The 12,292-nt window shown below is 61.6% G+C and carries 10 protein-coding genes; 5 read left to right on the forward strand and 5 right to left on the reverse strand.

The window, feature by feature from the left end; translation table 11 throughout:
• Position 1: 1 nt before the first annotated feature.
• The 4 genes from ACQY1J_RS19160 to mutM all read right to left on the reverse strand — a co-directional run bounded on the left by ACQY1J_RS19160 (position 2) and on the right by mutM (position 4,586).
• On the reverse strand, positions 2 to 619 hold the full coding sequence (locus ACQY1J_RS19160; RefSeq protein ID WP_184654175.1) for a LysE family translocator: 618 nt from the start codon (positions 617 to 619) through the stop codon (positions 2 to 4).
• 125 nt (positions 620 to 744) lie between these two features.
• Entirely contained in the window at positions 745 to 2,313 is a 1,569-nt protein-coding gene (gene dnaA, locus ACQY1J_RS19165) for a chromosomal replication initiator protein DnaA (protein ID WP_062454037.1), read from the reverse strand.
• Between the two features lie 847 nt (positions 2,314 to 3,160).
• On the reverse strand, positions 3,161 to 3,427 hold the full coding sequence (gene rpsT, locus ACQY1J_RS19170; protein WP_062454038.1) for a 30S ribosomal protein S20: 267 nt from the start codon (positions 3,425 to 3,427) through the stop codon (positions 3,161 to 3,163).
• A 280-nt stretch (positions 3,428 to 3,707) separates the two neighbouring features.
• Entirely contained in the window at positions 3,708 to 4,586 is an 879-nt protein-coding gene (mutM, locus tag ACQY1J_RS19175) for a bifunctional DNA-formamidopyrimidine glycosylase/DNA-(apurinic or apyrimidinic site) lyase (protein ID WP_430250581.1), read from the reverse strand.
• Positions 4,587 to 4,713: 127 nt separating this feature from the next.
• Between mutM and ubiE the strand changes: the two genes are divergently transcribed.
• From ubiE to ACQY1J_RS19200, 5 genes are all read left to right on the forward strand, one after another.
• Positions 4,714 to 5,490, forward strand: a complete 777-nt coding sequence (gene ubiE, locus ACQY1J_RS19180; RefSeq protein ID WP_062454932.1) for a bifunctional demethylmenaquinone methyltransferase/2-methoxy-6-polyprenyl-1,4-benzoquinol methylase UbiE — start codon at positions 4,714 to 4,716, stop codon at positions 5,488 to 5,490.
• Between the two features lie 4 nt (positions 5,491 to 5,494).
• Complete coding sequence (gene ubiB, locus ACQY1J_RS19185; protein ID WP_062454040.1) at positions 5,495 to 7,057, forward strand: 2-polyprenylphenol 6-hydroxylase; 1,563 nt, start codon at positions 5,495 to 5,497, stop codon at positions 7,055 to 7,057.
• Between the two features lie 87 nt (positions 7,058 to 7,144).
• Complete coding sequence (locus ACQY1J_RS19190) at positions 7,145 to 8,731, forward strand: aromatic amino acid lyase (protein ID WP_430250582.1); 1,587 nt, start codon at positions 7,145 to 7,147, stop codon at positions 8,729 to 8,731.
• Between the two features lie 93 nt (positions 8,732 to 8,824).
• Positions 8,825 to 10,192: a hypothetical protein gene (locus ACQY1J_RS19195; RefSeq protein ID WP_430250583.1), complete on the forward strand. Its 1,368-nt coding sequence runs from the start codon at positions 8,825 to 8,827 to the stop codon at positions 10,190 to 10,192.
• Positions 10,179 to 10,964: an ATP-dependent Clp protease proteolytic subunit gene (locus ACQY1J_RS19200; RefSeq protein WP_430250584.1), complete on the forward strand. Its 786-nt coding sequence runs from the start codon at positions 10,179 to 10,181 to the stop codon at positions 10,962 to 10,964. Before ACQY1J_RS19195 ends, ACQY1J_RS19200 begins: the two co-directional genes overlap by 14 nt.
• On the opposite strand, the gene ACQY1J_RS19205 is transcribed toward ACQY1J_RS19200, so the two are convergent.
• Complete coding sequence (locus tag ACQY1J_RS19205) at positions 10,961 to 12,229, reverse strand: MFS transporter (protein ID WP_430250585.1); 1,269 nt, start codon at positions 12,227 to 12,229, stop codon at positions 10,961 to 10,963. The genes ACQY1J_RS19200 and ACQY1J_RS19205 overlap by 4 nt on opposite strands.
• Between the last annotated feature and the right edge of the window lie 63 nt (positions 12,230 to 12,292).

Consider the following 12,292-nt stretch of genomic DNA (forward strand, 5'->3'; position numbering starts at 1 on the left):
CTTACTTCTGTGACAGGAGAAGCTTGGTGCCGAAGCCGACGAAGACGGTGGCAACGCCGAGGTCGATCTTCTGCTTGGCCTTGAGATAAGCGCTCGCTACCCGCGGATGGGTGATCAGGCCGACCAGAAACGTATAGTAACAGGCCGAAACCGCGACCATGACAGCGATTGCCGCTAGCCCGTAGAGAAACGGCGTGCCCGCCGGCATGGTAGCGGCAAACAGCGAAGCAACGAAGAGAGCCGATTTCGGGTTGGCGAGGTTGGTCGCAAGCCCCAGTCGGTAAGCCTTCCTCAGCGGTATCTCGCGTTCTGTGGGGGCAAATTCGGGTGTTGTCCGGGCCTTCCGGACATCCATGAAGACGCGCAGGCCGAGCCATACGAGATAAAGACCGCCGACGATCTTCAGCGCGACATAGGCGAAAGGGGCTGCCTGAAACAGGGCATTGATCCCGAGCCAGCCCGCAAAGCCCCACAGGCATGTTCCGGTAATCGTTCCCATGGCTGCCGTAATGGCAACCCTGCGCGGTGCTGTGAGGCAATAGCGGATCACCAGCAGCGTATTTGGCCCGGGGGTAATGCAGGCGACAGCCCAGATGGTCGCCACGGATAAAAGAAACACGACACGCTCCTCGCACACCAGAAAAATTGGTGTGCGCCAGAAGCCAAATCCCGTCAACGCCCGGACAAACAAAAACCGGCTCTCATCCGATGGATAAGAGCCGGCTTGGGTCGGTTAGTCGATGATCACAGATTGTTTTCGTTGATCAGGCGCTTCAGAAGCTCGACCTCGTGGCTGAGCTTGCTGTCGCCCGAGATCAGGTCCTCGATCTTGCGAACCGCATGCAGCACGGTCGTATGGTCGCGGCCACCAAACCGACGGCCGATTTCCGGGAAGGAGCGCGGCGTCATGGTTTTCGAGAGGTACATAGCGACCTGGCGCGGCTTGACGATGACGCGGGTGCGGCGGTTGGAGACCAGTTCCTGCCGCGAGACGTTGTAATGGCGTGCCACGACGCGCTGGATATCCTCGATCCGGACGCGCCTTGCTTCCCCGGCGCCGACCAGATGGGCGAGAAGCTCGTCGACGCGCTCGATCGAGAGGTTCGGCTCAAACGAGCGACGGAACAGCAGCTGGTTGAACGCGCCTTCCAGTTCGCGACCGGTGCTGACGACGCTGCGTGCGACGTGATCGAGAATTTCGTGCGGGATATCGAGCGATGGATCATCCTGCTGGGCAGCCGCGAGACGACCTTTGAGCATTTCCATGCGCATATCGTAATCCGGCGTCTCGACCTCGATGGCCACGCCGCCCTGCAGACGCGAGCGAACCCGCGGATCGAGCGATTCCAGTTCCCAGGGCGCGCGGTCGGCAGCAACCACGACCTGCTTGGCGCTGTCGAGCAGCATGTTGAGCAGATGGCAGAATTCGTTCTGGATCATCTTGCCCTGCAGGAACTGCATGTCGTCGATGATCAACAGATCGATATGGCGCAGGCTGTCCTTGAGCGTCAGGGCATCATTGTCGCGGATCGCGGTTGCGAAACGCCACATGAAATATTCGGCGGTGAGATAGACCACGCGCGGCATGCGGGGGCTGCCGACGGCGGCGTTGGCGATGGCCTGCAGAAGGTGGGTCTTGCCGAGACCGACACCGGAATGAATAAACAGCGGGTTGAAACGCACGGCACCGGCACCGGCTTCCGCAATCGTCTTGGCAGCGGCAAGCGCCACGCGGTTCGAGGCGCCTTCAACGAACGTGTCGAACGTATAACGGCTGTCGAGTGGCGAACCGAACAACGGGCCGGGCTGCGAGGACTGGCGAACCGGGGTGGACGCGGCAGTCGGGAACGTGGCGATCTTGCCGATCTCACGCGGTGCAGACGGGCGTTGCGACGCGACAGGTGCCGGGGCATCCGAGCCAATGACGCCGTCCTGGACATCCGATACCGGCTTTGCAGCGCGGGTTGCCGTGCGGACCAGGATCTCCACCTTGAGGATCTCGGCATCTTCCGCCTGGAAGATCGACGTGATCAGATCAAGATAACGGTTGTTGATCCAAGACTTCAGAAACGTCGTGGGCACCGTGAGCCTGACGACACTCTTCGAGACGGTGTGAAGCTTAAGTCTTGCAAACCAGCTTGCGTAAACATCCTGGCCGACCTGTGCTTTAAGACGCACACTGAACCGCTCGAAAAGAGCATCATGCTTCATAACTGGTGTTTCCCCTGCCGCCTGTGCGCAAACGGAATCAAACGCCTGTCGTGCATTGCCCCCGTTGCCGGTTGCACGAGCCGATACGTTATTCATTTGCATTATTCGCCGCCTTTTCCATAGGAGCCCGGCGGTTCTGTTTCCCGCCAGGACATATTCTTTTTAACTACGTCCGACAGCCCGTCTCCGCGAGGAAACGATGACTGCCCTTCCCCATCGATTAAAGTTCCAGGCCAACCGCCCGGACCATCAAAGATCGATCCGGATCACCTCGTCTGATCCAGACCTGCGGGAGCCAACCCGCAACTCAGCGCACGCTCCATCCTCGTTATGAAGAGCCGCTGACTTCCCACTGCCTTCTTCCGACTCCCCAGTCGGCCCCGTCACGCATAAGTTCAGCTGTTGCCGGAAAAGCCAATTTCCGGCTTGCAACCATCGGTTAAATAAGGAAACGAGAAAAACATCTCGCCGCAAGCTGCTTAAAGTCCCCGGGCCGCTCGGTGTCGAGCGGTTGTCGGCAGGCTCTAGGAGTGATCTCCATGCCTCTCGCTAAAAGCCATTTAGGCAGGATCAAATGGCAAGATCAATGATGAATTTTACGCAAAATCCGAGCGCGACCGTTGACTCTCTGGGCGCGATTTGAATGGCCGGAGGGTTGCGGAGAAGAATCCCAGTTGAATCAATGGGATTCAAAATCCATCTATTTCTGATGGTACGATTCAGAGAAAAAATAAAAAAAACCTTGACTCAAAAAGCAGGCGGCGGGTTGGCGGAATTGCCGCCAGACTTGGGCAGACCTCTCATAAGCCTTTGTATTTCATCGGGAAAATCTGTCACGCACCTGACACGTAACCGTTACTGAGCCGGTTAACGAAGTACAAAGGACCTAGAATCACAAAAAGCCCGGTCGACCGACCAGGCTTTTGATGCATGCACGCTAAAGGTGATATTAGGCGGAGAGTGCCTTGACGCGAGCTGCCAGGCGCGAGACCTTGCGGGACGCCGTGTTGCTGTGAAGGACGCCCTTCGTTGCAGCGCGTGCGATTTCCGGCTGAGCTGCCTTCAGAGCAGCAGCAGCGACGGATACGTCACCCGTTGCGATCGCTTCTTCAACCTTGCGGATAAAGCCACGAACGCGCGAGCGGCGGGACTTGTTGACTGCGGTACGGCTAGCGATCTTGCGGGTCGCTTTTTTCGCCGAAGTTGTATTGGCCATATCATGCCTCTCTACGAATTCGAACCAAAACTCCGCCGTTGCCGCGTAGGTCCTGCGACCATCAATCCAGCAATTCGGGAGCAATAGAGGAAGCCGTCGATCAGGCTTTCCCAACTGTGGGCGGGCATATAACCGGTATAGCGCGCCTCGTCAACGCGGATTCGCATGAAGGGTGCCGCTGAATTTGCCGTTTGGCGAAGTCCCGCGTCCTTTTCGCGACCATAACCCCTCCCACTCTCCTTACAGGGATGCGTGTTCAAACATCGCCTGCAACGGCTGATCACTTCTGGCAGCGCGGGCAGTAGAAGGTGGAGCGGCCGGCTTGGGTGATACGAGAAACGGTGCCGCCGCAGCCCGGCGTGCGGCAGGGCTTATCCTCCTGGTCATAGACAGAGAAGGAATGCTGGAAATAGCCAAGCGAGCCGTCCGTCTGGATATGGTCGCGCAGAGACGAGCCGCCGGCTGCAATCGCATCGGCAATGACAGCGCGGATCGCTTCCGTCAGCAGCACCAGCTCCTTCTTCGGCCGGCCCTTGGGCGTGACGATGCTGCCCGCTGCCCTCTTCGGCGACAGGTGCGCGCGCCACAGCGCTTCGCAGACATAGATATTGCCGAGACCGGCGATCACGGTCTGATCGAGCAGCGTGCTCTTCAATGGCTGCGCCTTGCCGGAAAACCGCTTGCCGAGATACTCCGCATCGAGCGCGTTGCCGGTCGGCTCCGGACCGAGTTGCGCAAATGCCGGGTAGAGATCGAGCTCGCTGCGCTTTGCCAGATGCAGGAAGCCGAAACGGCGCGGATCATTATAGATGACCTTCAATGTCTCGTTGCCACGCTCCAGATGAAAGACGACGTGGTCATGCTTCTCGTCCTTGGAGCGCGGATGATGAAATGTGCCAAGCGCCTCTTCCTCGACCCTGAACGAGCCGGACATGCCGAGATGGGCAATGATGGTGAGATCGTCTTCGAGGTCGATCAGCAGGTATTTGGCGCGTCTTCCCAGCGCGATGATCTGCCGGCCTTCGACTGCGGCGACAAGATTTTCCGGGAACGGAAAGCGCAGATCGGTGCGGTTCAGCTGCAGCCTTGCAAGCTTTGCTCCCTCCATGGCCGGAGAAAGGCCGCGACGAACGGTTTCGACCTCTGGCAATTCGGGCATGGTCTACCTAACTTCCTGTTTCAACGATGCCGCCGGTGCTCTATAGACCGGGCGGTAATCCACCACATAGCGTCCGGAAACCGGTTTCGCTATGGTCCGCCTGGATAGAGACACCGAGGAGCTGCCCATGACCGAAGCCCGCACCCGCGCCGAAGGCGGAATGGAAACCTCCTATGGCTTCCGCCAGGTGGCCGATGGGGAAAAGCAGGGCCTCGTCAACGACGTATTCCACAAGGTCGCCAAGCGCTATGACGTGATGAACGACGTCATGTCGGCGGGCATGCACCGGGTGTGGAAGGACGCGATGATTACCGCGCTCAATCCGCGCAAGGATGCAAGCTACCGGACGCTGGATGTGGCGGGCGGCACCGGCGACGTCGCATTCCGCATCGTCGAGGCCTCGGGCCTCAAGGCCCATACGACGGTGCTCGATATCAATGGCTCGATGCTGGCCGTGGGTGCCGAGCGGGCGCAGAAGAAAAAGCTGTCCGGCAATCTCGATTTCATCGAGGCGAATGCAGAATCCCTGCCCTTCGAGGACAATTCCTTCGACGCCTATACGGTCGCCTTCGGGATCCGCAACGTTCCGCGCATCGACGTGGCGCTGTCTGAAGCCTTTCGCGTGCTGAAGCGTGGCGGACGGTTGCTGGTTCTGGAATTTTCGGAAGTCGAACTTCCGCTGCTCGACAAGTTTTACGACGAGTGGTCGTTCCGGGCGATCCCGCGCTTCGGCAAGATGATCACCGGTGATTCCGAGCCCTACCAGTATCTGGTGGAATCGATCCGCAAATTCCCCAACCAGGAAAATTTCGCAGCGATGATCCGCACCGCCGGTTTTTCGCGCGTGAGCTACACCAATTATACCGGCGGGATCGCGGCGCTGCATTCCGGCTGGAAGCTCTGAAGCGATGAGCACGATCGGCGCTTATTTCCGGCTCGCCCGTGTCGGCTGGGTTCTTGTCCGCGAAGGCGTGGTTTCGGCCCTGCCGACACAGGACCTGCCGCCGGCCGTCGGCATTCTCAAGTCCATGCTCGAGCCGCTCACCCGTTTCAGGGCGAAGAAGCAGCCCCGCAGCGAAAGGCTGACCCGCGCCGTGGGAAGGCTTGGTCCTTCCTATGTGAAGATCGGCCAATTTCTCGCCACCCGTCCGGATGTCGTCGGCGTCGACTGGGCCGTCGATCTTGCCATGCTGCAGGACCGGATGGCCTTCTTCCCCACGGATGCTGCGAAAACCGCCGTCGAGACCTCGCTTGGCCGCCCGATCAGTGATCTCTACACATCGTTCGAAGAGCCGATTGCGGCCGCCTCGATCGCGCAGGTGCACCCGGCCGAAGTGAACGGCAAAAAGATGGCCGTGAAAGTGGTGCGCCCCGGCGTGCGCCAGCGTTTCGCAAATGACATCGAAGGCATGTATGTGGTTGCCCGCATGCAGGAACGCCTGATGCCCTCCAGCCGCCGGCTTCGCCCGATTGAGGTGACGCGGACGCTGGAACAGACGACCAAGATGGAAATGGACCTGCGCCTGGAGGCTGCAGCCCTTTCCGAGATTGCCGAAAACACGGCGGACGACCCAGGTTTCCGCGTGCCTGAAGTGGACTGGGAACGGACCGGCCGCGACGTCATCACCATGGAGTGGATCGACGGCGCCAAGATGAACGACGTCCCGGCGCTGAGGGCTGCCGGCCACGATCTGGAAAAGCTCGCAGAAGTGCTGATCCAGTCCTTCCTGCGTCACACGCTTCGCGACGGCTTCTTCCATGCCGACATGCATCCCGGCAACCTCTTCGTCGAGCGGGACGGTACGATCGTCGCCGTCGACATGGGGATCACCGGACGGCTGGGCAAAAAGGAACGACGCTTCCTCGCCGAAATCCTCTACGGCTTTATTACCCGCGACTATATGCGTGTCGCCGAGGTGCATTTCGAAGCGGGCTATGTGCCTGCGCATCACGACGTTGCAGCCTTCGCGCAGGCGATCCGGGCGATCGGCGAGCCGATCCACGGTCAGCCCGCCGAAACCATCTCCATGGCCCGGCTGCTGGCGCTGCTGTTCGAAGTGACCGACCTGTTCGAGATGCAGACCCAGCCGCAGTTGATCCTCTTGCAGAAGACCATGGTCGTCGTCGAAGGCGTTTCGCGTATCCTCGACCCGCGTTTCAACATGTGGAAGGCCGCGGAACCGGTCGTCGGCCAGTGGATCCGCGACAATCTCGGCCCCAAGCGCATCGCATCCGACCTCAAGGACGGGATGAAGGCGGGCCTGAAGCTTGCCGAAGCATTGCCGGAGATCGCCGCCAAGACGGAAACCCTGCACCGGGAACTCGTTCACATGAGCGAACACGGCCTGCGTTTCGACCCCGAAACGGCCGACGCGATCGGCAAGGCGGAAGCTCGGCACAGCCGCTCCGGCCGCTGGGCACTGTGGATCATCGCGATCTCGCTCGTCGTCATCGCCTTCGCCGTCGTCTGAAAAGGCGCGTTGCGACATCAGATGTCCAGGTTCTGGGATATACCTTGGACGACAGGATGAATTAGTGTGCGGGCAAAAAGGAATGCCATGTCCGCCGCACCCGAAAACCCAGACCGCATCACAATCGAACTCACCGGCCAGCCGATCGGCTTTGCCGAGCTGATCAAGATCGGCCGTGGCGAAGTTACCGTGACAGCCAGTGCCGAAGGGCTTGCCCGTGTCGCTGCGGCGCGGTTGGTGCTGGAGAGCACGATTGCCGAGGGCACGCCCGTCTATGGCGCGACGACTGGCGTTGGTGCGATGAAGGACGTCGCGTGGTCGCCGGAAGAGCTCGACGCTTTCAATATCGGGCTCGTCCGGGCCCATCACTTCGGCACCGGCGAACCGTTTCCGATCTGCGTCGTGCGCAATGCGATGGCGTTGCGCGTCAACACGGCGCTGACGGGCTATGTGGGTTGCTCGACCGAACTGGTTCAGGCCTATCTCGATCTGCTGCAGGCCGACGTCATTCCGGTCGTGCGGCGCACCGGCTCGATCGGCTGCGCCGATATCGGTCTGATGGGGCAGATCGGTGCTGTCCTGACCGGCGTCGGCGAGGCAATGTTCGAGGGACGCCGCCTGCCCGCAGCGGAAGCCTTTGCGGCGGCAGGCATCGCGCCGATGAAAATGGCGCCGCGCGACAGCCTTGCCTCGCTCAGCGTCAATTCCGTCAGCTTTGCGGCCGCCGCAGACGCGACGCGCACGGCCGCCTGCGCCATCCGAACGCTGCTTGCCACAGGCATGGCCGCTTCCGGTGCGATGGGCGGATCCCGCGACCCGTGGATTGCCGTCACCCATGTGGGCACACCACGCGAGGCGATGATCGGCAAATGGCTGTGCAACGCATCCGAAGGCTGGGACTGGCCGAAGGCAACGCAAATCCAAGACCCGTTGAGCCTGCGCATGATCGCGCAGGTGTTCGGCACGGTGTTTGAAAGCGTGCTGACCGCCGGCCACAAGATACTGGCGGCGACGGGCCGCTCCGACGACAACCCCGTGATCGTCGACGGCCGGGTTCTGACGTCAGGCGGTTCGCTGCCGCTCGACGTTACGGTGCTCCTGGAATCGGCATCGCTGACGATGGCGCATGCCGCACGCAATGCCTTCAACCGCTGCGTTCTTCTTGGAAACGGCCAGCGCCGCGATCTGCCGGTCAATCTGGTTCCGCATGGTGTGATTGCGACGGGCTTCGGGCCGATCATCAAGCTGGCCGGCGAGATCTTTTCGCGCGTGCTGTCGATGACCAACCCGGTTTCGGCGCAGTCGCTGGTGGTGGCCGGCGGCATGGAGGACGAGGCAGCGTTTCTGCCGCTGGTGATCGAGCGGTTCGAGCGACAGGTGCAGGCCCTGCAGAGACTGGCGGCGCTTGAAGCGCTGCTTGCTGCCCAGGCGATGGATATCCACGGCGACGAGCCGGGTGGCGCGGTCAAGCTGATCTACGATGCCGTACGCCGCCATGCAGCCTTCTACACGGTCGATCGGCCGCTTTCGGCGGAGGTTGAGGCGATCGAGGCAGAACTCGCGTCCGAGGCCTTCCTGACAGAGCTGATCGCCATCTCGCCGATCCATGCGATCGACGGTTTCTTTGCGCTTGGTGGCTTCGGCATGCAGGGCGTTCAGCCCACGCAAGCGTGAGCACGGCACGCCTTTATTCCGCCGGGTTCTTCAGACTTTCTTAAAGGAATATAGTCCTTTCGCGTGCCCCAAGTGGCCATTTGGAGTTTGCCCATGGCGCTTGTCGCTTCCCGACGGCTGCAGGACGGCGTTGTTGCCGTCGAAACGATGACGCGCTTTGCGCTGGCAGTGCTGGCGCTGGCATCCGGCGTCTATACCTATCTCGGTGCCCGCACCATTCTCGACGGCTCGCCGACGGCAGTGTTCTTTGCAGCGATCATCTATTCGGTGTCGGTGTCGGTCGGCATCTACGCCTTCTGGTCCTACATGGCGCGGTTCTATCCGCACATCACCTCGCGAACCGGACGGACCGCGATGCTGGCGGTGATGGCCGCGGGTGCCGTGATGATCATGGCGATGTCGAGCTGGCTCAACGCCGCAGCACTTGCCGGGTCGTCCGCTGTCGAACAGCACCTTTCCGAAACCGTGGAAGCCTATACGGCCGATCTCGACCGTGCCCACCAGAACGCGATTGCGGCCCAGAGCCTGCTGCCGGATATCCAGCGCGCCGGTGAGCGGTTCTCGCAGCTTGCCGGTGTCGAGCGCCAGTCCGGTTCGCTGACCGGCACCACCGGCTCAGGCAGCGTGGTGCAGTTGCTCACCCAGATGTCGGCCCAGATGAAATCGCTGGAAGGCAATATCAACGGGTCGCGCGAACAGGTGGCCGATCTTTTCGAACAGGGCCAGAAGCGGCTTGAGGCGATGCGCGGGCTAGTTTCGGCACCGGGCGACATCGGACCCCGCGCCGACCAGTTCTCGACCGAGGCCGTGGCGCTGACGGGCGTCGTGTCCTCGCTTTCGCAGACCTCGATCGCGCCGTCGATCCGTCGTGCGGCAGACGATCTGGCGATCGGCTTTATTGCGCCGGTGCCGGATGGGGCAGCACCGGACCTCGTCAACCGCCAGAACCAGGTGATGGAGACGGTGAAGGCTTCGGTAAGCGCGCAATCCAAGGCGCTGGCCAAGGCTGCCGACGAGATCCTGTCGCGTCCCACTGTCGGAGAACGGCGCTTCGTGCCGCTTTCGCCGGCCGGCGCCGTTTTGGAATATGCCGGCGACTTCATTCCAGCCTGGGCCGGCGCGATCTCCATCGATCTTCTGCCGGGTGTGATGGTGTTCATCCTGGCCGTCGTGCATGGCGCGATCCGCCGACAGGAGGACCCGCTTCCGTTTGCCGAGCGCATTACCGCTGCCGAGCTTTTGCAGGCGCTCGAAGTCCAGCGCGCCGTCAGTGCCAGCGGTATGAGCGTGGAACAGGCGACCGCCGCCATGGTAGCGCCCGAGACATCGCAGGAGGATGAACGATTGGCCGAGCGGAAGGCGGACGGGGTGAAGGCGGAAGAGGCAAGGGCCGACGAGAATACCAATATCACCAGTCTCGATCCGAAAACGCGCCGGGACCGCAGCCATGAGGATCGGTGAGGCAATCCGCCGGCTCGACGACGGTGTCATCCTGCGCGGCGTCTTCTATCTGATGCTCGGCATTTCCGGCATTTTCCTCGTCACAGACATTCGCGAGATCGCCACCGCAAAGCCCGAGAGCCCGGGTTACGATCCGATGCGCGAGACGGATCCCGTTCTGCCACCGGCGCTGACCGAGGGGCGACCGGCAGCGCCGCCCGTCGAGCCTTCAAGCCCGGCAGACGTGCTGCGCAAGGCGATGACCTTCAACCTGACGACGGGTGGCATTCTGAAGGCTGAAGGGGCGATCGAGCCGGGTGCTGCAGAGCGCTTCGCGACCGAGATCGAGGCTCGCGGCGAATATGTGAAGACGGTGTCGCTCAACTCCCCCGGCGGCTCGGTGGGCGACGCGATCGCCATGTCGAAGCTGATCCGCGAGAAGAAGCTTGCCACGCTTGTGGTGACCAAGGGGCTCTGTGCTTCCTCCTGCCCCATCGTGTTTGCCGGCGGTGTCACGCGGGTAGCCGAAAAGGATGCGGTAATCGGTGTGCATCAGGTGTTCAACGGCGGCCGCAACCGGCCGAGCGCCGACGAGGCAATGTCCGGCGCCCAGGCGACGACGGCTCGGGTGACGCGACATCTCGAGGAAATGGGGATCGGCTCCGGCCTGTGGCTGCACGCGCTGGAGACCCCGCCGGACCGGCTGTACTATCTGACGCCGAAGGAAATGACGGATTTCAAACTGACGACCTCGCCGGCTCCCGCCATCAACGCATCCGCCAAGAAGAGCTAGCTTCGCCGCGTGATACTGCGCGACAGCAGTGCTGCCGCGAGGGCGAGCGCCAGCATCGTGCCGGTAAAGGCCGATACGGCCCACCAGCCATCGGCGCTCCAGAAGTGGCCGCCCACCGAGCCGGCGACGCTCGAGCCCAGATAATATCCCAGAAGATAGAGCGAGGAGGCGTGTCCCTTGGTGCCTTTTGCCATGCGGCCGACCAAAGCGCTTGCCACCGAATGGGCGATGAAGAAGCCGGAGGTGAGCAGCACGATGCCGAGAATGATCAGCGGCAGCGGTGTGGCGAGTGTGATGACGACGCCTGTAAAGGCCAGGACGATACCGGTGAGCATGACGGCGAAATGGCCGAAGCGATCTCCAAGAATACCGGCGGTCCAGGACGCGACGATGCCGAACAGATAGACCGTGAAGATCAGCCCGAGCTCCGTCTGATCGAGGCTGTAGGGTGCGTCCACAAGCCGGAAGCCGATGTAATTGTAGATGGTGACGAACGCGCCCATCAGCAGGAAACCGATGGCAAACAGAAGTGCCAGTGCCGGATGGTTCAGGTGACCGAGCCACGCATCGACATGATAGCGCAGGTTGGATTTGCGCGGCACGAAGTTGCGCGAAGGCGGCAGGAGAACGAGAAAGCCGATGGCGGCGACGATGCCGAGCGCGCCCATGCCTACAAGCGCCAGACGCCAGGAGAAATATTCCGCCAGAACCCCGGTGACGACACGCCCAGCCATGCCGCCAAAGGCGTTGCCCGCGATATAAAGGCCCATCGCGGCGCCGAGCCCTTTCGGATCGACTTCCTCCGACAGATAGGCCATGGCGACCGCCGGAACGCCGCCAAGCAACAGGCCTTCCAGCGCACGAATGATCAGAAGCAGGTTCCAGTTCGGCATAGCGGCACAGGCGATGGTGCATATCGAGGCGCCGAGCAGAGACACGAACATCAGGCTGCGACGGCCGAACCGCTCCGACACGGCGGCGGCGCAAAAGATGGCGACCGCCAGAAAGCCCGTCGACAGCGACAGGGACAACGAGCTTGCAGCCGGACTGACGCCGAAATCACGCGCGAAGATCGGCATCAGCGGCTGGACGCAGTAGAGCAGTGCAAAGGTCGAAAAGCCGGACATGAAGAAGGCCAGACTTGCCCTCCGGTAGGCCGGCGTGCCGCGGACGAGATAGAGCTTCTCCCCCTCCCCCTCTTCTGCAAGAGCTTGACCGTTCAAGGCCGCGGACAAATCGGCGTTCAGGGATGCGGAGGCGGGCATGAGGTATTCGACCTTTCAGGTCCATCAGAGGTAGCCAGTCGCCTTCCATTAATCCAATATATG

The sequence above is a fragment of the Neorhizobium sp. DAR64860/K0K1 genome (genome assembly GCF_050500205.1).
GTDB lineage: Bacteria > Pseudomonadota > Alphaproteobacteria > Rhizobiales > Rhizobiaceae > Neorhizobium > Neorhizobium soli.

Excerpts from the sequence above, each read along its gene's own strand:
- dnaA (WP_062454037.1), bottom strand. The coding sequence starts at position 2,313 with ATGCAAATGAATAACGTATCGGCTCGTGCAACCGGCAACGGGGGCAAT.
- rpsT (WP_062454038.1), bottom strand. The coding sequence starts at position 3,427 with ATGGCCAATACAACTTCGGCGAAAAAAGCGACCCGCAAGATCGCTAGC.
- mutM (WP_430250581.1), bottom strand. The coding sequence starts at position 4,586 with ATGCCCGAATTGCCAGAGGTCGAAACCGTTCGTCGCGGCCTTTCTCCG.
- ubiE (WP_062454932.1), top strand. The coding sequence starts at position 4,714 with ATGACCGAAGCCCGCACCCGCGCCGAAGGCGGAATGGAAACCTCCTAT.
- ubiB (WP_062454040.1), top strand. The coding sequence starts at position 5,495 with ATGAGCACGATCGGCGCTTATTTCCGGCTCGCCCGTGTCGGCTGGGTT.
- ACQY1J_RS19190 (WP_430250582.1), top strand. The coding sequence starts at position 7,145 with ATGTCCGCCGCACCCGAAAACCCAGACCGCATCACAATCGAACTCACC.
- ACQY1J_RS19195 (WP_430250583.1), top strand. The coding sequence starts at position 8,825 with ATGGCGCTTGTCGCTTCCCGACGGCTGCAGGACGGCGTTGTTGCCGTC.
- ACQY1J_RS19200 (WP_430250584.1), top strand. The coding sequence starts at position 10,179 with ATGAGGATCGGTGAGGCAATCCGCCGGCTCGACGACGGTGTCATCCTG.
- ACQY1J_RS19205 (WP_430250585.1), bottom strand. The coding sequence starts at position 12,229 with ATGCCCGCCTCCGCATCCCTGAACGCCGATTTGTCCGCGGCCTTGAAC.